Annotated in this window: 23 protein-coding genes and 1 pseudogene; 10 read left to right on the top strand and 14 right to left on the bottom strand. The window is 63.2% G+C overall.

Annotated features, from left to right (window positions below):
* Positions 1-214 precede the first annotated feature (214 nt).
* The 3 genes from AB4Z38_RS13705 (at position 215) to AB4Z38_RS13715 (ending at position 3179) form a co-directional block, all read left to right on the top strand.
* Positions 215-1486, top strand: coding sequence for an ATP-binding protein (locus AB4Z38_RS13705; RefSeq protein WP_441430220.1), 1272 nt, complete (start codon positions 215-217; stop codon positions 1484-1486).
* A 653-nt stretch (positions 1487-2139) separates the two neighbouring features.
* The gene (locus AB4Z38_RS13710) at positions 2140-2946 is read left to right on the top strand and encodes a hypothetical protein (RefSeq protein ID WP_441430221.1); all 807 of its coding nucleotides are present in this window, start codon (positions 2140-2142) and stop codon (positions 2944-2946) included.
* 14 nt (positions 2947-2960) lie between these two features.
* Positions 2961-3179 (top strand): hypothetical protein, encoded by a 219-nt coding sequence (locus AB4Z38_RS13715; RefSeq protein WP_441430222.1) that lies wholly within the window; start codon positions 2961-2963, stop codon positions 3177-3179.
* A 955-nt stretch (positions 3180-4134) separates the two neighbouring features.
* Here the strand turns inward: AB4Z38_RS13715 and AB4Z38_RS13720 are convergent.
* Positions 4135-5043 (bottom strand): LysR family transcriptional regulator, encoded by a 909-nt coding sequence (locus AB4Z38_RS13720; protein WP_441430223.1) that lies wholly within the window; start codon positions 5041-5043, stop codon positions 4135-4137.
* A gap of 128 nt (positions 5044-5171) precedes the next feature.
* Here AB4Z38_RS13720 and AB4Z38_RS13725 point away from each other — a divergent pair, with 128 nt between their 5' ends.
* Both AB4Z38_RS13725 and AB4Z38_RS13730 read left to right on the top strand, forming a co-directional pair.
* Complete coding sequence (locus tag AB4Z38_RS13725; protein ID WP_441430224.1) at positions 5172-5981, top strand: SDR family NAD(P)-dependent oxidoreductase; 810 nt, start codon at positions 5172-5174, stop codon at positions 5979-5981.
* 82 nt (positions 5982-6063) lie between these two features.
* Positions 6064-6501: a VOC family protein gene (locus AB4Z38_RS13730; protein WP_441430225.1), complete on the top strand. Its 438-nt coding sequence runs from the start codon at positions 6064-6066 to the stop codon at positions 6499-6501.
* Positions 6502-6863: 362 nt separating this feature from the next.
* Here AB4Z38_RS13730 and AB4Z38_RS13735 read toward each other — a convergent pair whose 3' ends face one another.
* The 3 genes from AB4Z38_RS13735 to AB4Z38_RS13745 form a co-directional block, all read right to left on the bottom strand.
* Positions 6864-7421 (bottom strand): hypothetical protein, encoded by a 558-nt coding sequence (locus tag AB4Z38_RS13735; protein WP_441430226.1) that lies wholly within the window; start codon positions 7419-7421, stop codon positions 6864-6866.
* A gap of 132 nt (positions 7422-7553) precedes the next feature.
* Positions 7554-7745, bottom strand: a complete 192-nt coding sequence (locus AB4Z38_RS13740; RefSeq protein ID WP_441430227.1) for a hypothetical protein — start codon at positions 7743-7745, stop codon at positions 7554-7556.
* Positions 7746-7933: 188 nt separating this feature from the next.
* A complete protein-coding gene (locus AB4Z38_RS13745) occupies positions 7934-8413 on the bottom strand; it encodes a hypothetical protein (protein ID WP_441430228.1) in 480 nt (159 codons plus the stop codon).
* A 335-nt stretch (positions 8414-8748) separates the two neighbouring features.
* On the opposite strand from AB4Z38_RS13745, the gene AB4Z38_RS13750 reads away from it, so the two are divergent.
* Positions 8749-9285, top strand: coding sequence for a hypothetical protein (locus AB4Z38_RS13750; protein ID WP_441430229.1), 537 nt, complete (start codon positions 8749-8751; stop codon positions 9283-9285).
* 569 nt (positions 9286-9854) lie between these two features.
* Here AB4Z38_RS13750 and AB4Z38_RS13755 read toward each other — a convergent pair.
* From AB4Z38_RS13755 to AB4Z38_RS13795, 9 genes are all read right to left on the bottom strand, one after another.
* Positions 9855-10094, bottom strand: coding sequence for a hypothetical protein (locus tag AB4Z38_RS13755; protein ID WP_441430230.1), 240 nt, complete (start codon positions 10092-10094; stop codon positions 9855-9857).
* Positions 10091-10351 carry a ribbon-helix-helix protein, CopG family gene (locus AB4Z38_RS13760; protein ID WP_441430231.1) on the bottom strand — a complete coding sequence of 87 codons (261 nt, stop codon included), beginning with the start codon at positions 10349-10351 and terminating at the stop codon, positions 10091-10093. The genes AB4Z38_RS13755 and AB4Z38_RS13760 overlap by 4 nt, the downstream gene beginning before the upstream one ends.
* Before the next feature lie 1138 nt (positions 10352-11489).
* Entirely contained in the window at positions 11490-12887 is a 1398-nt protein-coding gene (locus AB4Z38_RS13765) for an NtaA/DmoA family FMN-dependent monooxygenase (RefSeq protein WP_441430232.1), read from the bottom strand.
* A 9-nt stretch (positions 12888-12896) separates the two neighbouring features.
* Positions 12897-14105 carry an LLM class flavin-dependent oxidoreductase gene (locus AB4Z38_RS13770; protein ID WP_441430233.1) on the bottom strand — a complete coding sequence of 403 codons (1209 nt, stop codon included), beginning with the start codon at positions 14103-14105 and terminating at the stop codon, positions 12897-12899.
* Entirely contained in the window at positions 14102-14965 is an 864-nt protein-coding gene (locus tag AB4Z38_RS13775) for a DUF1684 domain-containing protein (RefSeq protein ID WP_441430234.1), read from the bottom strand. The genes AB4Z38_RS13770 and AB4Z38_RS13775 overlap by 4 nt, the downstream gene beginning before the upstream one ends.
* Positions 14949-16109, bottom strand: coding sequence for an LLM class flavin-dependent oxidoreductase (locus tag AB4Z38_RS13780; protein WP_441430235.1), 1161 nt, complete (start codon positions 16107-16109; stop codon positions 14949-14951). The genes AB4Z38_RS13775 and AB4Z38_RS13780 overlap by 17 nt, the downstream gene beginning before the upstream one ends.
* Positions 16106-17104, bottom strand: coding sequence for an ABC transporter substrate-binding protein (locus tag AB4Z38_RS13785; RefSeq protein WP_441430236.1), 999 nt, complete (start codon positions 17102-17104; stop codon positions 16106-16108). Before AB4Z38_RS13785 ends, AB4Z38_RS13780 begins: the two co-directional genes overlap by 4 nt.
* 11 nt (positions 17105-17115) lie before the next feature.
* Positions 17116-17949, bottom strand: coding sequence for an amino acid ABC transporter ATP-binding protein (locus AB4Z38_RS13790; protein ID WP_441430237.1), 834 nt, complete (start codon positions 17947-17949; stop codon positions 17116-17118).
* Positions 17946-19010: an amino acid ABC transporter permease gene (locus tag AB4Z38_RS13795; protein WP_441430238.1), complete on the bottom strand. Its 1065-nt coding sequence runs from the start codon at positions 19008-19010 to the stop codon at positions 17946-17948. Before AB4Z38_RS13795 ends, AB4Z38_RS13790 begins: the two co-directional genes overlap by 4 nt.
* Positions 19011-19294: 284 nt before the next feature.
* Here AB4Z38_RS13795 and AB4Z38_RS13800 point away from each other — a divergent pair, with 284 nt between their 5' ends.
* Positions 19295-21247, top strand: coding sequence for an FAD/NAD(P)-binding protein (locus tag AB4Z38_RS13800; protein ID WP_441430239.1), 1953 nt, complete (start codon positions 19295-19297; stop codon positions 21245-21247).
* A gap of 56 nt (positions 21248-21303) precedes the next feature.
* The gene (locus tag AB4Z38_RS13805; RefSeq protein WP_441430240.1) at positions 21304-21825 is read left to right on the top strand and encodes a GNAT family N-acetyltransferase; all 522 of its coding nucleotides are present in this window, start codon (positions 21304-21306) and stop codon (positions 21823-21825) included.
* A gap of 2 nt (positions 21826-21827) precedes the next feature.
* On the opposite strand, the pseudogene AB4Z38_RS13810 reads toward AB4Z38_RS13805, so the two are convergent.
* Positions 21828-22273: pseudogene (locus AB4Z38_RS13810) on the bottom strand (DinB family protein).
* A 44-nt stretch (positions 22274-22317) separates the two neighbouring features.
* On the opposite strand from AB4Z38_RS13810, the gene AB4Z38_RS13815 reads away from it, so the two are divergent.
* Both AB4Z38_RS13815 and AB4Z38_RS13820 read left to right on the top strand, forming a co-directional pair.
* Positions 22318-22875 (top strand): dihydrofolate reductase family protein, encoded by a 558-nt coding sequence (locus AB4Z38_RS13815; protein ID WP_441430241.1) that lies wholly within the window; start codon positions 22318-22320, stop codon positions 22873-22875.
* 55 nt (positions 22876-22930) lie between these two features.
* The gene (locus tag AB4Z38_RS13820; protein WP_441430242.1) at positions 22931-24628 is read left to right on the top strand and encodes a helicase HerA-like domain-containing protein; all 1698 of its coding nucleotides are present in this window, start codon (positions 22931-22933) and stop codon (positions 24626-24628) included.
* Positions 24629-24719: the final 91 nt, after the last annotated feature.

Consider the following 24719-nt stretch of genomic DNA (forward strand, 5'->3'; position numbering starts at 1 on the left):
TGGGCACTGTGCCGCTGTTGGCCTCTTTCCGGCTGAGGGTCTGGCCCAACAAGGGTCCGTTAGCCGAACCTCTTGCGGGACGTTTAGCGCGCGAGCGAGCGCTCAAAGTGGTTTACCACGAACGCTCAAAACGGTGGAGTAATCGCGCTCAAAATGGTAGCTTGGAAACGCTCACAATGGTGTACTAGTCAAGAAGCGCTGGAGAATCATCACAATGGACGGATACAAGAGACGGATCATCGATGACTCAATCGACGAGCTCTTCCCTTCGTTCGCTGCAATCTCCATCGATGGTGCTCGCGCAATCGGGAAGACCTCCACTGGGAGGCAGCGAGCGAACACAATTCTCGACTTGGACCTCCCTGAAATACGGCAGTTGATCCAAGCGGATCCCAAGTACTTGAGCAGAGTAGACACCCCAGTCCTTATCGATGAATGGCAACGTGTCCCCGAGGTCTGGGACCGTGTCCGCCGCCTCGTCGACGGCGACTCGACCGGCGAACGGTTCATCTTGGCCGGCAGCGCCGCACCCGTTGGCGCCCGCCTCCACTCCGGCGCCGGCCGTATCATCAGATTCCGGATGCGACCTCTCTCCATCGCGGAACGCAACTTGGCAACGCCCACCGTCCGCGTCGGCGATCTGCTCAGCGTAGACACCCCGGACATCCACGGTTCCAGTGACGTTGAACTGCGCGACTATGTCCGCGAAATCGTTGCCTCGGGATTCCCGCAGCCCCGGCAGATGAGCGATCGTGCCCGCGGAGTTTGGCTGGATGACTACATCGAGCGAGTCATCACTCACGACTTCACCGAACAGGGACACCGCATCCGCCGGCCTGAACTGCTGCGAGGTTGGTTGCGGGGTTACGCCTCGGCGACCGCATCCGCATCCACGTTCGCGAAGATCGGTGCCAGTCTCGACCCAGGTGAACCAACAGGACCGACGAAGAAGACGTCGATCGCCTACCGTGACGTCCTCAGCAGCCTCTACCTGCTCGACCAAGTCGACGCCTGGTCGCCCGGTCAGAAGATCCTGTCACGAGCTTCCCTCGCGCCGAAGCACTTTCTCGCCGATCCGGCACTCTCCGCGCGCCTGCTCAACCTCAACGAGGTCAAACTGATGTCCGCCGCCCAACCCGCGACCAACAACGGGGACCGAACCCGCCTCGGCGATTTCTTCGAAGCACTCGTCGCCCTCAGCCTCCAGACCTATGCGGAGGCAAACAACGCGCAGGTATCTCACTTCCGCGACCATGATGGAAGGCACGAGATTGACTTCATCATCCACCGAGGACACGCGGAAGCTGTGGGTGTTGAAGTGAAGCTAAAATCCGCTATCACTGACCACGACGTTCGCCACCTGCTCTGGCTGAAGGAGTCGCTCCCCGACCAAGTCGTCGATCTCGTCGTCATCAACACGGGCGCCCACGCATATCGTCGACAGGATGGCGTGGCGGTCATCCCGCTCGCGTTGCTCACCGCCTGAGTGACGGTCTGCGGGCACGGAAAACCGTGAAACCGCTCGCGTCAGTCGGTGCTCGAGGTGTGACGCCCGCAAGCGGAACCCTCAGCGGACGGTAGCTGCCCCCGGACGAGAAGCCCGTCCCGGACAGGTCCTGGGATGTAGGCTCCGAACATGTCAAGGCGGACCTTCTTCAGGAGCGATTTCCCGCGCGTCTGGCGTGTTTAAGGACAAGCATGAGAAGGAACTTCATACTTTCGTGGTCTCAAGCGGTGAGGTTCCTGGTCATTCCAGGGACAATCATTTTCCGGCCGGAGTTCGATCCCTGGCGCACTGCCGCAGGTGGGCTAATCGTCGTTCTCGTAGCTGTTGGAATAGGAGTAAAGCTGCATTATGAGCGGAGCGACAGGACGACTAAGACATCGCAAGATGAACAATTGGGCGCGGGAGAGGGCGTCCGTTAGCCGATCCTTCAGCGGGCAGTTGCATGAAACACTCCCTATGAACGCCGCTAATCCTGAGATCCCTTGCGGCGGAGAAGGGGGCCCGTGAACTCTTTTACCGCCAGCGGGCAATACATAGTGTGAGCACAGACAACGACATCATCAGGCGGTCACGTGACAGCCCCGCAGCTTTCGGGGAGCTGTACGACCGGCACGCCTCAAGCATTTATAGATATGCGGCGAGACGACTTGCAGCTGCTCCGCGAAATGCGTAACGACATCGGCACCCCGCCACAAGCAACGTTGGCGCGCGGCCGCAACAAAGTCATGGCCAGAATCGGCCCGGCATCCAGCTCCCCGGCAGCGGCCACACACACCACGGCAGCCGCCAGGCCGATCCGCCTTAAGCGCCGCATTCTCCTCGTTTCTGCCGCTGCGGCCCTACTCGTCGGCGGACTGGTGGTCGCGGATGTAGTCAAGCCCACGGGTCCAGGCGCTACCGCCCAGGCGGCCGAGGTTCTGAACAACGCGGCGGCAGCAACCATCCAGACAGCTGACCCCGTAGTAAACCCCGGACAGTACCTGAAGATTCAAAGCACCAACCTATGGGCCTCGGCGGCAGTGGACGAAAACCGAAAAGAGTATCAGTGGCTGGATACGGAGAAGCAGACGATGTACATCCCGGCCGACAGGAACCAGGAATGGGTATGGGAACGCTCAGGCCGGATTCCGACGACATTTTTTGACGACGTGTCAAAGGAATATGTAGAGCGCACCCAAGCCGCCGGGCCGGAAGCATACGTCTTGCGCGGGGCGAAGGGAGCCTTCTACGGGCCAGGAAGCGAATCCACATTCCCTTCCCTCAGCTACCTGGACTCCCTGTCGCGAGAACCACGTGCGCTTCTGGATGAAATCTATAAAAAACCTCAGGAAAGGGTCAGTCGGTTGACGGTGAGGCCCTGGTATTCATCGCCGATCTCCTCGGCACCGGGGTCGTTCCTGGCGACCTCCGCGCCACGTTGTACAAGGCCGCGGCGCTGATCCCAGGAGTGACGGTGACCGATGAACAAGCAACACTCGACGGCCGGAAGGGAGTAGCCATCGGCCGCGTAGAAGATTTCTCGCATTTCCGTCAAGACATCATCATCGACCCCCAAAACGGGCTTCCCATTGGGGAACGGCAAGTCCTCACCGAACCACGAGGAACGATGCCCGCCGGAACAGCGACCGCATGGACAACGGTAGAAACCACGGTTTCAAACACCGCCGCCTAGTCCACTAAAGATGCCCGCCTCCGTCGCACAAAGGTGACGGAGGCGGGCATTCCTGAGTGCAGTGAAGGATCCCTCAGCGGGACATGCGCGCCGCGTCCATGGCGTCAAGCGGTATCGGTGCCTGCTAGCCGTCTCAGTTCTCGGAGGAAAACGGCGTGGTCCTGCCCAGAAGTTGGTGTCATGTTTGGCGGCAGTTCGGTCATGAAGTCGTAGTGCCCGACGTTCTCATGGACTCGAATGCTCACTGTCCCGGGTGCCGTCCGAAGCAGTGCTGCTGTATCCGCGGGGGTGACCACATCATTCTCTCCTGCATGCACGACGATCGGGACGTCGACTCGGCGCAGCGCGCCTGGCGCTTGGAACCAACCGACCGGCGGTGCGAACAAGACAAGACGCGTCACCCGTTGCACAGCAGGAACCGGGATCGGCTGCCCGTCGCGGCCCCATGGTTGCGCGCCGGCGAGACATAAGGCCGCCCAGCCCCCCACTGAGTGACCAGACGCAACGACAGGCAAATCAGCGTCATGGTAATCGGCGAGGGCTGATACCAGGCTTTCCACTCGACTCTGCAGTTGCTCTGTCGTAACCACACGAGGATCGAAGCGCTCGTTCATCGGTGCAATAACCACGAGTCCCGCGTCAACGAATCCGTCAAGCAAATCTCTGTAACGTCGCGGGTCGCCTCCGGCGCCGGCACCGAAGAGGACGATGCCGCGAGGCGCACTCGGGGGTTCAAGAGTCAGCACCTCAGGAGTCTATCTGCACAAGATTGTGACCGTTAACCCGTAATGGCGCCTAAATGGCAGCTTGAAATGGCGGTTTGCCGTTCCGTTTACGGAACGTCTACCGGGAATCTGAGTTGGCGCGGCGAGAGCGCGGTGGCGTGAGATCGGTCACAGCTTGGCGAGGTCGTAGCATGGCCGCGAGCTGGTTCGGCGGGCACTGGCCGAATGCGTCAACTGATTGCGCGCAACCCGTCTGCTTCGGCGTGCAGAGCGTGGATCGCAGCACTTGCACCGGCTGTGGGCTCGGTCCGGGTGACGGCTACGGTGCTGCGGCCGAGCCATCCGGGATCATCGACTCCGACGACCGCCACCCCGACTGGCACCGCAGCAGCGGCCAGCTCGGGCAGCACGCAGATACCCAAGCCTGCGGCGACCAGGCCGAACCGGGTGGGCCACTCGCGCGCCGCATAAGCCACGTGCGGGTTGCGGAGGGTGGGCCAGGCCTCGAACTGAGGTTCGCCGGCGGCGCCGACACCGACAATCCAGGATTCCGCGCTCAGCTCACCGACCGGGACTCGCGCTCGACGGGCGAAGCGGTGGGTCGCCGGCACGGCCAGGCAGAGGTCGCCCTTCACCAGGACTTCGTGGCGCAGCCCGTTCAGGTCGTAGGGCTGCAGACCGGACCCGACGCCGATGACGGCCACGTCGATACGTCCGGCGCGCAGCCGTCGCAGCTGGGTCGGGCTCGAGCCCTCCTTCAGGACCACGACAAGCCCCGGATGGTCGGTCCGCAGGCGGGCAATGGCCCGCGGAACGAGAACGGCCGCGGCGGTCGGAAAGGCCCCGACGGTGATGAGGCCGGCGAGTCGGTCACGCAGGCCGGCCAACTCGTCCTCGGCCGCCTCGACCCCGGCCAGAATGCCGACCGCGTGCCGCGCCAGCACGAATCCGGCCGGGGTCAGGCTCACCCCGCGGGCCTCCCGCTGGAACAGTGGGGTCCCCACGGCGGCTTCCATGGCGGTCGCCTGCCGCGACACCGCCGACTGTGTGTAACCGAGGGATTCGGCTGCGGCCGTGAACGACCCGAGCGCAGCGACCTCGCCGATCAGCCGCAATCCGATCAAGGTCACTTCAGCCATGCCTCCATGCTACCCATGCGCTCAGCTCATGGCTGCGATGCGGAATCGTCGCTTGTGGTATGCCTCCCGCCGGCGCACTGTAGGGGGTGTCGCCGGAGCATGTAGCACCGGTGCGACGAGAGGACATCATGGCGAGGACTTGGTTCATTACTGGCACATCACGCGGCTTCGGTCGGGAGTGGGCCGAGGCCGCGCTCGAGCGAGGCGACAGCGTCGCGGCGACCGCCCGCATCCTCGACCAGCTCGCACCGCTGGTCAGCCGCTACGGGGATCAGGTGCTACCGATCCGGCTCGACGTTACCGACCGCGCTGCGGTCTTCGCGGCGGTTCGCCGAGCCGCGGATCGGTTCGGCTCGCTCGACATCGTCGTGAATAACGCTGGATACGGGCATTTCGGCATGGTTGAGGAACTAACCGAGAGCGACATCCGCGACCAGCTGGAGACAAACTTCTTCGGTGCCCTCTGGGTCACCCAAGCGGCACTGCCGATCATGCGGGCCCAGCGCTCCGGCCACATCCTGCAGGTCACCAGTGAGGGCGGCGTCCGCGCGTTCCCCGGAATCGGCGCGTACCACGCATCGAAATGGGCCCTGGAAGGCCTCTCCCAATCACTCGCCCAGGAGGTGGAAGCATTCGGAATCCACGTCACCAATGTCGAACCGGGCCCTTACGCCACGGACTGGCTGACCGGCGGATCGCGTGCCAGCGAACAGAACCCGGACTACCAAGTGATCCGAAACCGCCTTGACACTGGATGGGAAACCGGCGACCCCGTCGCGACCCGAGCCGCCATCCTCGCCGTCGTCGACGCCGAACAACCACCCCTACGCGTCTTCTTCGGCCGCTCATTCGAAGCAGTGACGCAGGAATACCATCAGCGGCTGGACACCTGGCGCGACTGGCAGCCGGTAGCACTGGCCGCGTTCGGGAACACCTGAGCGTCCGATAAACATCGGCTAGCGGACAGCCAGGGCGCATCGCTACTGGAGCTGATCGGTCCGCCTTGGTAGCTTTCAAGGCATGGCTATCAAACTTGAGAATGTCGGTATCGCCGTTCGCGATCTCGAAGCAGCAATCGCCTTTTTCACCGATCTCGGTCTGACGGTCATCGGCCGTGACACAGTCAGCGGGGAGTGGACCGATACTGCTGTCGGACTTGATGGTAACCACGCGAACATTGCGATGCTCCAGACCCCAGACGGACATGGTCGACTTGAACTCTTCGAATACATCCACCCCAAAGCGATCGAGTCGAGCCCGACTCGTCCCAACGACATCGGCATGCACCGCGTGGCCTTCTCGGTAGACGACATCGACAAGGCCCTTGAGGTAGCTGCGAAGCATGGATGCCATCCGCTACGCGGGGTGGCGACCTATAAGGACGTCTACAAGCTCACGTACCTTCGCGGCCCAAGCGGAATCCTCGTGATGCTCGCCGAGGAACTGAAGAAAGACTGACACCTACCTCGGCCCAATTGGCCCGTATTACAGAAGGACTGTCCGGTATAGGATCCTTTACCGGACAGTCGATCGCTGGACGCCATGAATCAGGGAGCCGTCCAAGCAGGTGTACCTCTTGGGTATCCCGGGCGCTCCCGCGATCTCAAGTCAAACGAAGTGAGTTCAACGGGATCTCTGACAGCTCTGCGTCGCGCCCTTTGCCGCCGATGAACTCAGCATCCTTGCGCGGGCGATCAGCGAGCCGCTTTCAATCGTGTGCCAGTCAGCATCAGCTGGCAACGCCGACTGTACCGCGGCTTCCCTTCGACGCCCGGTCGACGAGCCCGAGCCAGACTCTGCCTGTGCTGCCTTCTCAGCAGCTAGGGGTTGAGCACGTTGCCCTGCTCCCTATCACGCTTCCCGCGGCGGAACCCATAAAGTCTCGCCGCAATAAGAAAACCACCGGACCACAGGAGGACCGATACCAGTATCGCCATGTTGATCAGTGCGCCTGCGTCCGCCAAAATAGCAAGCACCGTCCAAACCATTCCGCCCACGGACCCGGCAAACAGCACCCCGGACCAAAGAGCCATACGCTGCCTCCGACCACTCTCAATTCCGTGCTGGTTGGAGTCCGGCCGTTCTTCCCTGAAAAGCTGCCCGATGAACACGGCAGCGAATGCCGGGTAATACGCGAATGATAGTTGCGGCTCGAAGACTATGGTTGCAACCCCAAAGAGGGCAAAGACGCCAACAAAGAAGTACCTCCAGCGTGGAGTGTGTCGCACCCACTTCACGCCGAAGTCCTGTCCCTTTAGCAGCACCACTGCCATCGCAAAAACTGACGACGCCATCACCAGTCCGATGACGGTCCAAGTGGCTGCATCACCGCCGGACTTCGGCAAAGCCATCAGCATGACCACACTGAGCAGTGACATCAGCCCCATCACGACTGCGCACATGGATCGGAAACGCGTCTCCCCCTGTGTGTTCATGCGTCATAGTGAACTCGAACCGCTCGAACTGTCAACGATTCCCGTTTGGGAAACGTCTACCGGCGGAGTCCAAGCTTATTTGAGCTTTTTGATTCGGTCAGTCATCGCAAGAACAAAAGCAACCGCGATCAGTGCCGTCACAGCAGTTGTTGCAACTGTCGGCCAACCAAGCGCTTTGCCAAGGAACGTTCCGGCAAGCGAAATAGCAATAAAGATGAAGCCTGTGACCACAATGAGCCTCAGCCGGCGTTTCCTCACATCAGCCATGCCGAGACACTAACAGTGGACCACGAAGAAAGAGGCGGTCAGGCCAATGCCTGGCCATCCGGCCAACACTATCTGGGCCGTTTGCCACTCGTGAGGCGATGGCTCTGCGGGACATGGATCCATCGGACGAGGTGAACTGAATGGAGTATGGCTCCAAAGGAGCTGGATCCAGGGTCCTGCCAATCTACTTAGGGTTCTGGTTTCAACCACCGATTCCTCGTCCTGAACATAATCCAGATGGCAGCGGCGAAGACCAGGAAGAGCATTCCAATCGGCAGGAGCAGCGCAAGCGCGCCGATGTTGCCAGCCGCTCCGGCTATACCGGCGACGGATCCGACAACGATTCCGACGAGGACCAGCCCAAGGGAGATTCTTTTCCAGGTTTTGGCATCCTTTTCGCTGAGGTCTGACGCCTTGAATTGAGCACTGCTTGCCGGTTCATATAGCTGGGCAACAAACAACCCTACGATGGTCGGGAACAACGGCAGCGCAGCGTTACCGCCCGGCCGTCCTGGGAGGACGAACGTGACCACGAGCATGATGGTTACAGCCACGACGACCCCAATGAGAGTGAAATACTTCCAACGCCGTCGGGTCAGGACCAGCTGGCCACCTTTGATTTTTCCGACCAGAATCGTGGCGGCCCAGAGAAGCAGTAAGGCGCACATGAGGCTTTGGATGAGCCTGAACCACATCTCTGTCTCGGGACGCCAAACCATAAAGAGCGAAGTGACAGCGAGGCAACAACGATTAGAGCGACAGCGATCCGGAGCCTTGCATCAGTCTCCTTGGATGCCATGAGCTAAGTGCATCCGCCGGTTGGCCGCTTGTCAACAAGACCGTTGTGCGGACTGCAAGACTTGGCGCTGTACTGCACGGAGCTGAGCCCGCAGTTTTTCCTGATCCGGACCTGGTTGTATGCGCGTTTTCCATCGGCATCTGCTCGTAGCCGAGGATCCGTAAGAGGAACCCTCAACGGGGCCGCGCACCTAGTATTGCTTGCATGAGGGAATGGGTCCGTCGTCATCCCAAACTGGCAGTGGCGTTGGCACTGGTGCTTGCGTGGGTCGTGGTGATGGCTGTTCTGCTGGCCTTCGGGCGCCCTTTGGTCGAGGTCATCGCCGAGTCTGTATTCTGGGCCATCATCTACGGTGCTCTCTCGGTATTCGAGTTGCGGCGAATTCGTAGGACCAAGGTCCGGCTCGAAGAAAACGGGCAAGTCCGGGCATACCTGCGCTACCCGAACTCACGTCCTGGCTCTCTCGACGGAATTTGGAACATGGGAATCGCGACACCCAGCGCTGGATTAATCCATTTCCAGCCGGCGGTGTATGACACCCTGGAACCGTCTGGGCGGCCCACGACGATCAAGGTTCTTCAGTTTCTTCCTGATCGCCGCCCGATTAGCCGTAAGGAAAGGAAATACGTCACAGGATTCGGAATCCAGGCAATGTCTCTCGTTACTGAGGAGGGAGACGTGGAGATCGCCGCAAGCCCGGAATCACCGGTGAAACTCCTCGACACAGTGGAAGGCCACTAAAGCGGGGCCAAGTCTAATTTCACCGTCTAGCGGCCCCGCATGAGGAACCCTCAACGGCCCATACGGTGAGTCGCAGAGACTTCCCATACCGCCCGTTGGCGACAATAGTGAGGACTCGTAGATGAAACGTTCTCGTTCACCTATTCTGGGGCCATGAATGAGGAGGGCGCGGTTTCACGCAGGCGCAAGATCACCGATTTTCTCGGCCACAGATAGCCCAAGAGTGCGGGCTAGGACAATCGAAAAGACGACCCCTCCTGAGCTGCTGATCAGGGCCATAGGCTTTTCGGCTCTTGTGATTCTCTATACCGTCGTCATCTTGATCGAGCAAGGCAAAGGCTTCGTCTGGTTTCTGCTTGCGGACTTAGGGTTTGCCTGTATCGCAGTTCTCGCCTGGGTCCGGTGGGGCCGATACCGGAACCTCTAGAAACGCTGAAAGCCGAAGGACGGCCGACACCTGATGCCGAAATCAGCAGAAACAGTTCTCCGAACATCGCGCCCCAAACCGCCCCGTAAGCCGATCGGTGAGCGCACAATCGGGTCGGTCTCGATGTTCCTGCGAGATAGTGCTAGCCGAGCATGCCGAGGTATTGAGGGCGGCATTTCATCGCGTGGATGAGTTCTTCGCTCCCGTCGTCCCAGACCAGCACCACGAGTTCCAGTAGCCGACCGTGGGTATCGAAGCCAAGACGGGGGAACCGGCGGGGGTCGTCATCGTCCAAGGGGATCGAGACCAGCGGCCAGGTCGCCGCCTCGATCCCGTCCGCGGAGCTGATCCCGTGCTTGTGCGCGGATCGCCGGACGATCACGCCGCCTGCGACCAAGCGGCCAAGGCAGCCCGGATCGCTTCGGAGCGGTTGAGATGCTCACGCTCGGCCCGGGCCATTACGGCCGCAAGCTCCTCGACCGTCAGCCGCACGGGAACGACCTGCGACGCGTCCGCGCCCCGAGCAGGGCGCCCCATCCGCGACTTCAGCTCCTCAACGTCGTAACCAGTCTCGGCTTCCTCGACCCAATGATCGATCTCGGCCTCCGAGACCTCCCGTCCGTGCATCCTACGTTCCATGAGGACAATCGTATTACGAATGTTCCGCCCTGGCCAGAGGGACTCGACGTTACCCGCAAGGGGATCCTTTACCGGGCAGGTCACCAAGTGGACCAAGACCATCACCGAACAGTCCGTTTGAGGAACCCTGGCTGCAGGCTGTTATGCACTGTCAGCACGGCGGCTGGGTTTTGGCCACACACTGAAACTCATTATGGCCCATGCGATTGGGGTGATCCCGAGCAGTCCGAGTCCCCCGATTATTCGGAACCACTCAATGCCGCTCACGATACTGACTGCTATCAGGATGATCCATGCGAGAAGCAACGCAACGGTCATAGCTATGTATACGGCTCTGCGAGATTCCGGAGACGCGGCGATCCGAGCTCGCCGCAATGGCATCGTGGCGATGACGGGAACTATGAGAACGAAAGTAGCCGCAAGGCTAATGAGGAACAGGCCAAGATCGTTCAAGCTCGAACCTACAAGCAGCTGCAGTGCAACCCGGCAAGGATTCCGAGCAGGCCCAGCGACAGTGATGCTCCCCTACCCGACATTGTGCTCTCCTGTAGCAGCGGTTGTGGGTTCATTCTGTGCCTCTCATGCCTACCCGGCAACCTATTCCAGAACCTCGCTGGACGGTAGCCGAAGCCTCCCCGCCTGCCGGGGTATGCTTCCGTGCGCCGGGTACTACTCACGAAAAACTCCTCGCACACCGCCCGGTCAAACCGCCCGTTAGCCGGTCCCCCGCCGGTCAGCTAGGCACCTTCATGCCTTACCTTCGAGAAAACCGATATGCAGGCACTCTCTGATTCCCGTATGACCCGCCCGATTAAATGCCCGGGGTGCCCTAAACGCTACACGCCACGTCATCTCGTTAGCGCAGAGATACGAGCCCGGCCCGCCGCCTCTGCCAAGGCCACGGCTTTGTCTTGGAAACCCCGGGTCAGGTGGATGTTTCTTCCGTTCTTGATGCATCCGTTCTAGAGTTGCTGTGCCCACACAGTCAGTTGCAGCCGTACCAGTCCGTCATTGCTGTAACCACTGCCCCCCACCGGCCCCCTCGCCTCACAAGTTCGGCCAGGGAACCCTGCCGGCGTGGGCCCAGAACGCCGTCGTAGACGCTCAAAACGGCACTTACTCAGCAATCGATGGAAGTTCAAAGCTGCACCGGAACCAACGACTCCGAACGCGCCGGGGTCGCGAGGCCCAGGTTCTCGCGGAGAGTGGAGCCGACGTATTCCGTGGGGTACACGCCGCGTTCCTGCAGCTCGGGCACCAAATGGTTCACGATGTCATCCAAGCCCGTCGGGATAAGCCATGGCGAGATGTTGAAGCCGTCCACGGCACCCACCCGGGCGTACTCGGCCAAGGTATCGGCCACGGCTGTGTAAGATCCCGTGAACGTCGCGTCCACCCTGGACGTCCGCGAGCTCACGAACTGCCGGATGGACAGCCCTTTCTCCTTGGCCTCGGCGCGCCACTGCTCGGCGAGCTGCCGCGCCTTGGCCCCGTGGAAACCGCTCCCACGCGTCTCGGAGGTCTCCTCCACCACAGGATCGATCTCCGGAAGCGGACCATCGGGATCGTAGGCCGATAGCTCCCGGCCCCAGAACTGTTCGAGATACGCAACTGCCTGCTGCGGCCCGATCTGCAGCCTTCGGACCCATTCCTTCTTTTCGCGGGCTTCCTCGTCGGTTGCCGCGAGGATGAACTCGCTGGCAGGCATGATCTGGACGTCATTGGCTCCCCGTCCAGCTGCCAGGGAGCGCGCGACGATATCGCTGCGGAACTCCACGGCGTCGTCGAACTTCGGGTGTGCCGAGAAAATGACATCCGCTTGGCGGGCGGCGAAGTCGCGGCCCTCGGGGGAGTCGCCGGCTTGGAACAACACAGGCCTGTACTGGGCGCTGCGCGGGAGCCGGGGCGTGAAGTCCACGGAATAGTGCTGCCCCGAGTGGTGCACGCTCCGGACATGCGATGGAACCGCCCAGGAATCCGCAGAAACGGACTGGGAAACCGCCCCGTCCTCCCACGAGTCCCAGATCTTCTTCGCCGTCTCCACGAATGCCTCGGCATGGACGTAGCGATCGGCGTGGTCCAGGTAGCCGTCCCGCCGGAAGTTCGCCCCGGTCCAGGCATTGTCAGTGGTCACGACGTTCCACGCCGCGCGGCCGCCGGAGAGCAAGTCGAGCGAGGCGAGCCGGTGCGCGAGGTCGGCGGGATCGTTGTACGTCGTGTTCTGCGTTGCCACGAGCCCGATGTTGGACGTCACCGACGCGAGCGCCGCCAGCATGGTCTGCGCGTCCGGCCTGCCCGCCACATCCAAGGCATGCGGACGGCCGAGGTGTTCCCGCAAGCGCAGGCCCTCCCCCAAGAAGAAGGCCGCGAACAGCCCGCGCTCGGCTGTCTGGGCGATCCTCCGGAACGACTCAAAATCGGTCTGCGAACCGGATTCGGGCGCCTTCCAGATGGTGCCGGAATTGACGCCCTGGAAGAAGATCCCGAACTGGATCTTCCCGCTCGGCTGGAATTTAGCACGGTTGTGCTGCGTCATGTTCTCTCCTCAGTTTTCCGAGCCAACGACGGCGGCGCCCGCCGAAGCGCCCAAGCCCGCCGCCGCGGCGCCAACATCCGCGTACCGGCTCAGCGGCCGTTCAAGACCCAGCAATTCCCGGAACGTGCCGCCCGGGGCAACAGGCTTTAGCACCCCGCGGCGCCGGAGCTCGGGCAGCACCAGCTGCGCCAACTCCTCGAGCTCCACGTCCAGCACGGCCGGATGCAGCCTTACGCCGTCGGCCACCGCAAGCAGCCCCGCAAGGAAGTCCGCCAATTCCGCTGCCGTGCCGACGAAACGCGCACGGGAACTGGACCACGGAGTAAACGAGTCCAGTTCTGCGAGCCGCGCGGAGGCGCTTTGCCCGCGCGAGTCAAGAACGACGTCGAGCTCTGCCACTACCGCCGGGCCGCCCCCAACAACGGCGCCGCCCTTAACAACAGATCGACGCACATCCGCAACCTCTGTGGCAAGAAGTGAAGTCGTCGGAGCGGACACCAACGCGATATCGACGTCCGAAGGAAGCAAATCAGCCTGCGCAACCACGGGCAACTGCCCCTGCATCGGGCGCGGAATGATCGAGGGTCCTTTCACGGAATACCCGGCTCCTGAGAAATCCGCTGGCGTCTCGAAGTCGACGTAGTGCAGTTTGTCGACGTCGAGGTAACGCCCGGTGGGGACGTCGCGGATCACGGCACCGTCCTCCCAGGAATCCCAGAGCCGCCGGCTCACTTCCACCGACGCCGCGGCCTCCTGCGCCAGCGCGGCACCTTCAACAAAAGAGCGCCCGACGGCGGCGGCCTCCTCTGCGGAGCCGCTCGCCGCGACGAGCCAACCGGCCCGTCCGCCAGAAACGTAGTCCAGGCTGGCCAGCTGCGTGGAGATGTGGAAGGGCTCGGTGTAGACCGTGTCGACTTCGGGAACCAGCACAATGGAACTTGTCACCGGCCCGGCGAAAGCGGCCCGCTGCAGGGCGTTCAGACGGCCGGCAATATCAGGCCCGCCAGCGTCCGAACTGCCAGCCACCGGCCCATCGGCGAACGTCGCCACATGAAACCCCGCCGACTCCGCCGACAACACCGTGCTCCGGATCCGCGCACCGTTCAGCAACTCATCCGGGGCATGCCGTGCCTTGCGCCAGGCTGCTGGGTGGGCGCCGTCGCCGTCGAGCTCCAAGGCCAAGAATCCGGGCCGGCCTGGACGAGGGTTGCCGCTCATTGCTGTTCCTGCCTTTCGTAAGGGATCTGTTCGCCGGCTTCGATGGCCACGCTCAACCGGTTCTCGGCAGGCGGCAGCGGGCAGGTGGCAAGGTCCGTATAGGCGCACGGCAGGTTGACCGCACGGTTGAAATCGAGCACCACGGATCCGTCCGCAGCCGGGGTCAGGGTGAGCGAACGATTGGCCGCGTAGGTGGTCTTGCCGGAAGTCGCGTCCGTGAACAACACCGAGAGCGTGCCCGGAGCATGTCCATTGAAGGCCGTCAGTACCAGGTCCTGGCCCGCGAGCCTGAAATGGAGCTCGCCGGGCGCCTCGTAGACATGCTGGATGCCCTCGACGGCGGCGCCCACGGTGGTGGGTCGGGGCACCTCGAACGGCACGAACGTACCGTTCACGGCGAACGAAGCATCCGGCGCGTATGCCGGGGTGCCGCGGTATTCGTTGAGCAGCGGGTTCCCGGGGTCCCGCGGCCGGACGATGTACTCGCCGCCGCGCTTGGCGAGTTCGACGACGGCGTCCCCCGTCTTGAGGTTGAGGCCGTCCCGTTCCGGGATGGGGCCGAAGGTGACGGTGGCCCCTGCGGCGTCGGGGTTGAGTTCGTGGCCGTCCCGCAGCAGGCTTTCGCCCGCCCCCAAAACCACGGTGACGATGTCGTTCTCCACGCTCCAGGTACCGGGCACCCCGTCCAGTGGAGCAGCTGCGCCGCCAGGCCGATACGAATGCCCGAGCCAGTGCAGATGGGTGACGGCGAGGAACCCATGCGGATCGGCACGGTGGCGCTCGTGCGCGGCGTGCCATTCCTGCCATTCGGCGGTGAACGCCGCGGTGGTGGGCGTAGCCGTTTCAGTGGGCGTGGGCATTGCTTCTCCTGTGGTTGGCGTGATCTGTGGCGACGGTTCCCGCGGCGTCAAGCGAGGTGGCTCCGGCGAATTCCGGACGACCACCGAAGGGATCCGCTGGCTCCCACAGCGTGGTGGGCGCGGCTGCGCGGACAGCCGGGATGACTTCGAGCGCGAACCGCTCGAGGATCTCCAGTTGCAGCTCGAAAGGCAGCGTGGTGGGCAAGGAAATGGACTGCAGATCGTGACCGTAGAGCGCGTGGTAGCTCAGGATCTTGTCGATGACCTGTTCCGGGCTGCCAACCAGTGCAGGCCCATCAGCCACGGCGTGGTCGATGTCCCGGAACGGCGAATTGTTGCCCGGCACATTGCGTCCAATCGTCAACGCCTCGTAGACCGGCCCGAACTGGCGCTTGGCTTCCTGGGTGGTGTCCGCGATGAAAACTCCGCCGGCGCCGGAACCAGAACCGAGGTACTGGTGGCGGGGATCGTGACCGTGGCGTTGGTATTCCTCGCGATAGTGGTCGATCAGGATCTTGTAGTTTTCGCGAGGCTGGATGGCGTTGGCGGTGAACAGCGGATCGCCCCACTGTGCGGCGAGCGCCGCCGAGCTCAGGGTTGTAGCCGAGCCGTGCCAAATCCGGGGCGAACCCGCAAACGGTCGCGGCGTCGTCGTCGTTACTTCGGTCAAGGCGGGCCGGAAACGGCCGGACCACGTGACGTTCTCCTCACGCCACAGCCGCCGCAACAGTCCATATTTTTCGGCAAGCAGCTCCCACTGATCATCCAGCGAAAGCCCAAACAAGGGGTACTGCAGCACTTCGTTGCCCTTGCCGATCACGAGTTCCAGGCGGCCCCGGCTCAATTGGTCGATCGTGGCGTAGTCTTCGGCCACCCGCACGGGATCCAGCACGGACAAAACGGTGACGCCGGTCTGGAGCCTGATGCGGCTGGTGACGGCCGCGATCGCGGCGAGGACCGTCGTCGGGGACGAAGAGATAAACTCTCCGGCGTGCCGCTCCCCCACCGCGAAACTGTCAAAACCCAGCTCCTCGGCCCTGCGGGCAGTCTCCACCACCTGGTTGAGCCGCTCCGCCGCCGAGACGATTTCCCCGGTTACCGGGTTCTTCACGTGCGGGATGATATCGAGTACCTGGAACTTCACTGTGTTTTCCCTGTCTGGGCACTCCCGAAGTTGGCCTCCGTAACCGTCTTGGATTCGGGCAGGGCTTCCTCGCTCAGGCCCCAGCGATCCAGGACCTTGCCGTAGGATCCGTCCTTGATGGCCGAATTCAGGGCATCCGTGATGGCCGGAGCCAGGCCGTTGCCTTTGAGGGTGGTAGCCGCGACGAGGGTCTCGGAGGGCCAACCGGCATTGACTTTGCCCACCACTTTCAGGTCGTCCCGGGTGTTTTCCCGGTAGGACACGGACGGGTAGGGCGCGATGTTCAAGTCTGTCCGGCCGGAGGAGAGCGCCAGGATGGTGTCGGCGTCGGAGGAGTAGTACTGCAGGGTTGCCGGGGCCTTGCCGCGGGATTCCAGGTCCTTGTTCCAGGCCAGGAGGATCTTCTCCTGGTTGGTGCCCGAGCCCACCGAGACCTTCAACCCGGAGATGTCGTCTGCGCCCTTGATGTTGGACGTCGACGACTTCTTGGCTTCGAAGCCCATGTATGCGGCGCGGTATGTGGAGAAGTCGAACAGTTTCACCCGGTCCTTGTTGATGCCCACGTTCGAGAACACGGCTTCGAAATCCCCCGACTGCGTCTTGAGCGGCCAGTTCTCCCAGGAGGTGACCTGCACGTCCAGGGCGAGGCCCAGCTTGTCGGCTACAAGTTGTGCGAGGTCCACTTCGACGCCGATCGGGGTCTTGTTGTCCGTCGCGTAGAAGGACAGCGGGATGGATCCCGCCGTGGTGGCCACGGTCAGTTTGCCGTCCTTGCCGATCGCAGCGGGAACCGCGGCTGCCGCGGCGGGGTCCTTCTGCGCCCGGATGCGGTTCTGTTCCGGCGAGGCGTTGTAGACGACGCCGTTGCGAGCTGCACTTGCGGACGGGCTCGCTCCAGCGGCGGACGCGCCGGGGTCGGAGCATCCGGCGAGCGCCGGGAGTACGACGGCAGGCAGCACTGCGAGCGCGAGAAACCTGGTTTTGATGCGTGGCATTTAGGAATTCCTCAGATGTTGAAAGCTGGTTCGATGACCTTGGAGAAAAAGCTGCGCGTCCGGGGTTCGCGGGGATTCGCGAAGATCTCCTGCGGACTGCCTTGCTCCACGATCTGGCCGTCGTCCATGAAGACCACGGTGTCCGCCACATCGCGGGCGAAGCCCATTTCGTGCGTGACGATGATCAACGTGGTGCCCGACGTGGCGAGTTCGCGGATGACGTCCAGGACCTCGTTGACGAGCTCCGGATCCAGCGCCGAGGTGGGTTCGTCGAAGAGCAGGATCTTGGGGTCAAGGGCCAGCGCCCGGGCGATGGCAACACGCTGTTGCTGGCCTCCGGACAACTGCCGTGGATAGGCATCGGCCCGGTCCTTGAGGCCCACGCGGTCCAGGAGCTCCAGCGCACGCTTGCGCGCTTCGCCTTTGTTCCGGTGGAGCGCGACGACGGGCGCTTCGGTCACGTTTTCCAGTGCGGTGAGGTGCGGGAACAGGTTGAAGTTCTGGAATACCATGCCAATGTCCGTGCGCTGCTTGAGGATGTCCCTCTCGCGCAGTTCGTGCAGCTTGTTTCCACGGACCTGGTAGCCCACCAATTGGCCGTCGATGGTGATGTACCCGCCGTCCACCTTTTCCAAGTGGTTGATGGTCCGCAGGAGCGTGGACTTCCCGGAGCCGGAGGGTCCCACGATCACTGCGACTCCGCCGGGCGGCACCGTGAGGGACACACCCTTGAGGACTTCCGTGCCCCCGAAGGACTTGCGGACGTTGATGATTTCCACGTGGCCGCGGGTTGCAGCGGCGGCTGGCGCCGCCGTCGGGCTCTCGCGGGTTGCAGTGGCACTCATCGGGCTTCCTTCGTTCGGTCGAGGTTCACGGGTGCGTGAGTGGCAAAGAACATCCTGGCCTTCTGCAGCGGAGTGAGCGGCAGGTTGCGGACGGCGCCCTTCGAGTAGTGGCGCTCGATGTAGTACTGGAAGACACTCAGGACCGAGGTAATGGCCACGTACCAGAGAGTCGCCACGAGGAGCAGCGGAAGGACCTGTTGGGTGCGGTTGTAGATGACCTGCACGGTGTAGAAGAGCTCGGAATAGGCCAGGACGTAGACGATCGACGTTCCCTTGACCAGCCCGATGATCTCGTTGAAAGCGGTGGGCAGGATGGCCCGCATGGCCTGCGGCAAAACGATCCTCGTGGAGCGTCGCCAGGCCGGAATGCCCAGTGCCGCAGCTGCCTCGAGCTGGCCTTGATCCACCGAGAGGATGCCGCCGCGGATGATCTCCGCCGAGTACGCCGCCTGGTTGAGGGTCAAGCCCAGCACGGCCGCCGCGAATTGGCTGATGAGCGTGGTGGTCTGGACCTCGAAGAAGCGGATATCCGTGAAGGGGATGCCCAAGCTGATTTTCTCGTAGAGGTAGCCCAGGTTGTACCAAAGCAGCATCTGGACCAACAACGGCGTGGAGCGGAAAATCCAGGAGAACGTCCAGGACACCGAGAGCAGCAGCGGCGAGGCCGAGAGCCTCATGAGCGCCAGAATGAAGCCGAGGACAAAGCCGAGCGCGCCGGAGATGGCTGTCAGCTTGAGTGTCTCGACGAGGCCGTTCACCACGGATTGCGCGGTGAACCATTGCGCCACGACACCCCATTCCCAGCGAGGGTTCGTCGCGAGGGACCAGGCTACTGCGACGACGCCAAGAGCGACCAGCACGGTTCCTATCCAGCGCCATGGATGCCGGGCAGGGACCAGTTTGTAGCCGGAGTAGTCGGCTGCGGGCTGGGGTGCGGCACCCTGGGCGGCGGCCGCCGTCGGGCTTTCCGCGACGGCGCTGCGTTCCAAGAAGGCGCCTGGCGCCGGTTCCGGGGCAGATTGCTGTGCGGACTGCGCCACTGTGGTTGCTGCTGAACTCATGCGCCACCTCGCTTCGTATCGCTTGTTTTATCGGATGGCTGCCAATCTAGGGGCGCTCTCGAAGCGGCTGCAAGGCGGATTTTTGCACTTCTTCACGGAGCTTAATGGCGCTTCGCGGGGCTTAATGGCGCTTCGCGCGGCTTCATAGGGAGCCATATGAGTCCGTTCTTTGCGCTTGTTGACGCGCCGTGACGCGTAGTGAACGGCCGTTACCAGCGCCTCGACCAGGGGCCCGCCACGTCCCTAGGCTCGTGTACCACCAGCCACCGCCAACAGGAGTTGACATGCCGCCCTTCGCCCCCACCATCGTGTTCATTGGCGGTGGTCCGCGTTCAGCCGGCATCCTCGAACGGCTCGCAGCCAACAAGCCCGGCCTTTTTGACGGCCCTCTCTCCATCCACGTCGTCGAGCCGTACGAACCCGGTTCCGGGAGGATCTGGCGCTATGACCAGAGCCCGGGACTCCTGCTCAACTCCACGGCAGCGGACGTCACGATGTTCACCGACAGTTCCGTGGCCTGCGATGGTCCCTCCGTCGACGGTCCGGGCCTCGCCGCATGGGCAGCAGGCGTGGTGGACGGTTCCATCCGCGACGTTCCGCAGTTGGAGCCCCATCTCCTCGAGCAGCTCCACGCACTGACGCCGGCCTCGTTTCCAAGCCGCCAACTCCAGAGCAGATACCTCGAGTGGTTCTTCCGCCGGGCTGTCGCGGCATTCGGCCCGGACGTCACGGTGACGGTCCACCGGGACACGGCCACCGCCGTCGAACATCTTGCTCCAGGGCCCGACGGCGGTGCGGAGTACCGCGTGCGGCTCGCCTCCGACGGGGTGCTTCAGGCGGACCTCGTGGTGTACTCCCTGGGCCACACGGACTCCCGGGCCGATCCGGAATCAGCGAGGCTCGCCGATTTCGCCGCCCGCCACGGCGGGTTCCACGCGGCGCCGTCGTACACCACCGACGTCGACTATTCGGCGATCGCACCCGGCCAGGAGGTACTGGTTTCGGGCATGGGGCTGGCGTTCGTGGACCTGCTGGTGCTGTTGTTCGAGGGCCGCGGCGGCCGTTTCGAAGACGGGCCCGACGGCGGCCTGGACTACGTGCCGTCCGGCTCCGAACCGCGACTCTGGGCGGGCTCCCGACGCGGAGTCCCCTACCACTCCAAGATCTCGTCCACCCTGCGCGGCGAGGCCGTCGGCGCACCCCGGTACTTCACCGCGGACGCCGTGGAATCGTTGCTCGGCGCCCACGAGGAGCTGGATTTCCGCACGCAGCTCTGGCCCCTCATTGCCAAGGACGCCGGCCACGCCTACTACCGCGAGCTCTTCACCGGCCATCCGGCACGGGTCCACGGCGGCTGGGAGGAGTTTTCGGCGCGCTTCGATGCCCTGGATTGGTACAGCCGCGAGCGCGAAGACCTCGTGGCCGCGGCCATCCCGGACCCGACCCTCCGGCTCGATCTCGAGGCCCTGGACCAACCGTTCAGCGGCTGCGCCTTCGCAGACCATGACGCCGTGCAAAGATCCGTGGTGGGCTACATCGAACGCGACCTCAAGCTCCGCACGAGCCCGGACCATTCGGAAGCCTTGGCCTTGTTCACGGCCCTGCTCCGCGTCTACATGGAGCTCGGCCGGCTGGTTCCGCAGGAGCGGCTCAATTCGCGCTCCCAACACGCGGTGCACGGGTGGTGGCACGGCTTCTTCAGCTTCGTGGATTCAGGGCCGCCGCCCCACCGGCTGCGCGAAGTCCTCGCTCTACACCGGGCCGGGTTGCTCCAGTTCCTCGGCCCGGGCATGTGGGTGCGTCCGGACGAAGCCAGCGGCCGGTTCGTGGCCGGTTCCTTCCAATCGCCCGTGGTGGTGGACGCTGCGGCGTACATCGAGGCCCGGTTGCCGTCGCCGTCGGTGGCGCGATCGGCCAACCCCGCGCTGGCGGACCTGCACGACGCCGGATGGGGCACCGAACAGTCACTCCTCACCTCAGACGGCCCGCATTCCACCGGTAAGCTGTTGGTCTCGGGTTCGCACGAAGTCCTGGCTCCCGGCGGCGGACGGCAGTCGGGACTTTTCGCCGTCGGACCCTGGACCTCAGGTTGGGGCGCGGGTGCGTTCGCGCGGCCGGGAACCAACGCTGCACCGTTCCGCGAGAATGACGCCTTGGCCCGCCGGCTCCTGGCCGAAATCTCCGCCCCTCACCCACGCACCAGCCACCCAACTGACTCGCAGTTGTTGTCGTTTTGACGCCTCAAAACGACAACAAATGCGACCCAGTTGGGCAAATTCACGAAAGGCATGACATGACAACAACGCCAACCCTGCCGTCGTCGGGCCTTGACGTCCTGACACTGCCCATGCGCGATCCGCGCGTCAAGCCCCTCCTGGACGAACTCGCCGTCGAATACACCACGCGCTATGGCGACCTCTTTGGCAGCGGCGGCGCGGCCGAGGAACTCAACAGGTACCCGGCCGGCGAGTTTGCCGCACCGCACGGTGCCCTGCTCATCCTGCAGGAGAACGGCGAGACCGTGGCAGGCGGGGCATTCCGCCGCTACGACTCCCGCACGGCGGAACTCAAACGGATCTGGACGCATTCGGCCCACCGCCGTCGTGGGCTGGCCAGGGTGGTCCTCGCGGAACTGGAGGCCGAGGCGTCCCGGCGCGGCTACCGACGGATCTACCTCACCACCGGTCCGCGGCAGCCCGAAGCCAAGAACCTGTACCTGGCCACTGGCTACACCCCCCTGTTCGACGTCGACGCGGATCCGGAAGAGATCAAGCACTTGGCGTTCACGAAGGACCTGGTGTCCGCTCAGGCGTGAGCCTAGCCCAAGGCTTGGCGCGCCGCGGCTTCGATCCGGGCCCGGTGATCGGCCCATTCTTCGGTGGTTCGCTGTGACAAATTCAGGTCCCCTGGGCCTTTCCCGGCCGAACCGTCGATAAGCTCACGAAGTATGTCGGCATGCCCCAAGTGCTGGGCTGTCTCGACGCACATGTGCACCAGGATTCGATGGAGCGTCACGTGTCGGCGTTCTTCCGGCCACCACGGCACTTCCCCGGGAGCGTCGAGTACCGGCCGCTGGGCCGGCCAAAGACCTCCCCGAAGTACCCCAGCTCCACGCTGGCCACATGCTTGACCAGTCCCAGGAGGTTGGTGCCGGTGGGGGTCATGGGCCGGCGGATGTCGTACTCGTCGAGTCCGTCAAGCTTGGCGAGGAGCTCGCCGCGACGGGCGCGCAGGTATTTGAGCAGAATCCCCTTGTCATCCATCCGGGCACTATACCGTTGCCGTCGCGAGTGTGTACCGTCTGTGCATGGCGAAACTGATCTACGCAGGGATCATGTCCCTGGACGGCTACACGGCCGATGCCGATGGGAAATTCGATTGGAGCATGCCGGACGAAGAAGTGCACGCCTTCGTCAACGACTTGGAGCGGCCCATCGGCACGTACCTCTATGGCAGGCGAATGTACGAGGTCATGTCCGCATGGGAGGACATGTCCCTTTCCGAGGAGCCGCCGGTCATGCAGGACTACGCGGAGATCTGGCGTGCCGCGGACAAGATCGTGTATTCCACAAGTTTGGAAAGTCCGTCCACCGCAAAGACACGCCTTGAGCGGGAGTTCGACGCCGGAGCCATCCGCGCGCTGAAAGAGTCCTCAGAGCAGAACATGTCAATTGGTGGCACGGTTCTAGCCGCCCAAGCCATCAAGGCCGGACTGGTGGACGAGTTCTGTCTCTTCCTCACGCCGGTCGTCGTCGGAGGCGGCAAACAATTCCTCCCCGACGGCGTGGGCCTGACCCTTGAGCTGTTGGACGAACATCGCTTTGGCAACGGCGTCGTCTACCTCAGGTACGCCAAGCGAGCATAAGCAGTCGGGCAAATTTTTCGGCCAAACTGCGGCCCTGCACCACTAGGCTATGCGCATGGCCAAGAAAACCACAGCTGAAAAAATCGCCACGATCCAGCAGGGATACACCCTCGATGGCGCCACGATCGAGCTAGGGGCCGCCATCGTCGACGGCGAAGTCCACAAAGAAGCGCAAGTCCGGTTGCCGCTGTCCATGATGAACCGGCATGGCTTGGTGGCTGGCGCCACGGGAACCGGTAAAACCGTCACCCTGCACATGATGGCAGAACAGCTGTCCACGGCCGGAGTCCCCGTTTTCTTGGCGGACATCAAGGGAGATCTTTCAGGACTCGCTGCAGCGGCGACGGCCAGCGAAAAACTCATGGCCCGCACCGCGAGCCTCGGCCAAGATTGGTCAGGCAAGGCATTTCCGGTCGAGTTCCTCTCACTGGGCGGGGATGGCAACGGCGTTCCCGTCCGCGCGACCATCACCTCGTTCGGCCCCATTCTGCTCTCCCGCATCATGGAGCTCAACGACACCCAGGAATCCAGCCTGCAGCTGATCTTCCACTTCGCCGACCAGAAAAAGCTGGAACTGATCGACCTCAAAGACCTGCGGGCCGTCATCCAGTTCCTGACCTCGGATCAAGGCAAAGCGGAACTCGAAGACCTCGGCGGACTATCCAAGGCCACAGCCGGAGTCATCCTGCGCGAGCTTGTGAATCTCGAGGCCCAAGGCATGGAGAAGTTCTTTGGCGAGCCGGAATTCGATACCGCGGAACTTCTCCGCACAGCCCCGGACGGCCGCGGTGTGATCAGTTGCCTCGAACTTCCGACGCTCCAGACCAAACCCATGCTGTTCTCAACGTTCCTTATGTGGCTGCTCGCGGACCTCTTCGAAGACTTGCCCGAAGCGGGAGACTTGGACAAGCCCAAGTTGGTGTTCTTCCTCGACGAAGCCCACTTGCTCTTCACCGGCGCATCCAAGGCCTTCCTCGAAGCCATCACCACCACGGTGCGGCTCATCCGGTCCAAAGGCGTCGGGATATTCTTCGTCACCCAGACGCCCAAGGATGTTCCTGCCGCCGTCCTCGGCCAGCTTGCCAACCGGATCCAGCACGCGCTGCGCGCGTTCACCCCGGAGGATGCCAAAGCCCTCAAGGCCACCGTGTCCACGTTCCCGGTAAGCGACTACGACCTCGAGGAAACCCTCACCTCCGCGGGTATCGGCGAAGCGGTCATCACTGTCATGAACGAAAAAGGCGCGCCCACTCCCGTGGCGCTGACGAAGCTGCGTGCCCCGGAATCCGTGATGGGACCCAGCGCGGACGAGCTGATCGGCAGGACCATCGCAGCTTCCCCGCTGCTGCCGAAGTGCGGCACGGCCGTGGACAATATTTCGGCCTACGAGAAACTCAGCGGCAAAGCGACCGCACCCGCCACGGGAGAGGCAGCGCCAGGTCAGCCTCCGGTGCCTGCCTCGCTTGACCCGCATGCCGTGGATGCCGACGCCCGCAGGATCGAGGAAGAGATCCTTGGCCGTCCCAGCAGTCGCCCACTGCCAGGCTCCGCCCCCGTAGAGTGGCCGCCCGCCCCGCCGGCCAATGCACCGGCACCTGCGCCGCAGCAAGACGGGATGATGGGGGATCTCGCAGGCGTCCTGGGCGGTGCGCTCGGCGGCGGAATCAAGAGCATGGCACGCTCACTCGGCACGCAACTCGGCCGGGAATTGCTCCGCGGAGTGTTCGGAACCTCATCGCGTCGGCGCCGCTAAAGCGGAGCTGCTGCCCGCCGTCGGGCCCCTCCCCAAAAGCATGTTCAGTCGTCACGTGAGGGGAAGGATGCGGAGGTATTGCTGAACCGGC

Source organism: Arthrobacter sp. 2RAF6, assembly GCF_052115205.1.
Taxonomy (GTDB): domain Bacteria; phylum Actinomycetota; class Actinomycetes; order Actinomycetales; family Micrococcaceae; genus Arthrobacter.

What these genes read in the sequence shown, in the direction of transcription:
- AB4Z38_RS13750 (WP_441430229.1), top strand. Translation starts at nt 8,749, where the DNA reads ATGAGGGAATGGGTCCGTCGTCATCCCAAACTGGCAGTGGCGTTGGCA.
- AB4Z38_RS13775 (WP_441430234.1), bottom strand. Translation starts at nt 14,965, where the DNA reads ATGCCCACGCCCACTGAAACGGCTACGCCCACCACCGCGGCGTTCACC.
- AB4Z38_RS13705 (WP_441430220.1), top strand. Translation starts at nt 215, where the DNA reads ATGGACGGATACAAGAGACGGATCATCGATGACTCAATCGACGAGCTC.
- AB4Z38_RS13740 (WP_441430227.1), bottom strand. Translation starts at nt 7,745, where the DNA reads ATGGCTGATGTGAGGAAACGCCGGCTGAGGCTCATTGTGGTCACAGGC.
- AB4Z38_RS13790 (WP_441430237.1), bottom strand. Translation starts at nt 17,949, where the DNA reads ATGAGTGCCACTGCAACCCGCGAGAGCCCGACGGCGGCGCCAGCCGCC.
- AB4Z38_RS13805 (WP_441430240.1), top strand. Translation starts at nt 21,304, where the DNA reads ATGACAACAACGCCAACCCTGCCGTCGTCGGGCCTTGACGTCCTGACA.
- AB4Z38_RS13785 (WP_441430236.1), bottom strand. Translation starts at nt 17,104, where the DNA reads ATGCCACGCATCAAAACCAGGTTTCTCGCGCTCGCAGTGCTGCCTGCC.
- AB4Z38_RS13795 (WP_441430238.1), bottom strand. Translation starts at nt 19,010, where the DNA reads ATGAGTTCAGCAGCAACCACAGTGGCGCAGTCCGCACAGCAATCTGCC.
- AB4Z38_RS13765 (WP_441430232.1), bottom strand. Translation starts at nt 12,887, where the DNA reads ATGACGCAGCACAACCGTGCTAAATTCCAGCCGAGCGGGAAGATCCAG.
- AB4Z38_RS13720 (WP_441430223.1), bottom strand. Translation starts at nt 5,043, where the DNA reads ATGGCTGAAGTGACCTTGATCGGATTGCGGCTGATCGGCGAGGTCGCT.
- AB4Z38_RS13745 (WP_441430228.1), bottom strand. Translation starts at nt 8,413, where the DNA reads ATGTGCGCCTTACTGCTTCTCTGGGCCGCCACGATTCTGGTCGGAAAA.
- AB4Z38_RS13820 (WP_441430242.1), top strand. Translation starts at nt 22,931, where the DNA reads ATGGCCAAGAAAACCACAGCTGAAAAAATCGCCACGATCCAGCAGGGA.
- AB4Z38_RS13800 (WP_441430239.1), top strand. Translation starts at nt 19,295, where the DNA reads ATGCCGCCCTTCGCCCCCACCATCGTGTTCATTGGCGGTGGTCCGCGT.
- AB4Z38_RS13730 (WP_441430225.1), top strand. Translation starts at nt 6,064, where the DNA reads ATGGCTATCAAACTTGAGAATGTCGGTATCGCCGTTCGCGATCTCGAA.
- AB4Z38_RS13735 (WP_441430226.1), bottom strand. Translation starts at nt 7,421, where the DNA reads ATGTCACTGCTCAGTGTGGTCATGCTGATGGCTTTGCCGAAGTCCGGC.
- AB4Z38_RS13725 (WP_441430224.1), top strand. Translation starts at nt 5,172, where the DNA reads ATGGCGAGGACTTGGTTCATTACTGGCACATCACGCGGCTTCGGTCGG.
- AB4Z38_RS13770 (WP_441430233.1), bottom strand. Translation starts at nt 14,105, where the DNA reads ATGAGCGGCAACCCTCGTCCAGGCCGGCCCGGATTCTTGGCCTTGGAG.
- AB4Z38_RS13815 (WP_441430241.1), top strand. Translation starts at nt 22,318, where the DNA reads ATGGCGAAACTGATCTACGCAGGGATCATGTCCCTGGACGGCTACACG.
- AB4Z38_RS13710 (WP_441430221.1), top strand. Translation starts at nt 2,140, where the DNA reads ATGCGGCGAGACGACTTGCAGCTGCTCCGCGAAATGCGTAACGACATC.
- AB4Z38_RS13760 (WP_441430231.1), bottom strand. Translation starts at nt 10,351, where the DNA reads ATGGAACGTAGGATGCACGGACGGGAGGTCTCGGAGGCCGAGATCGAT.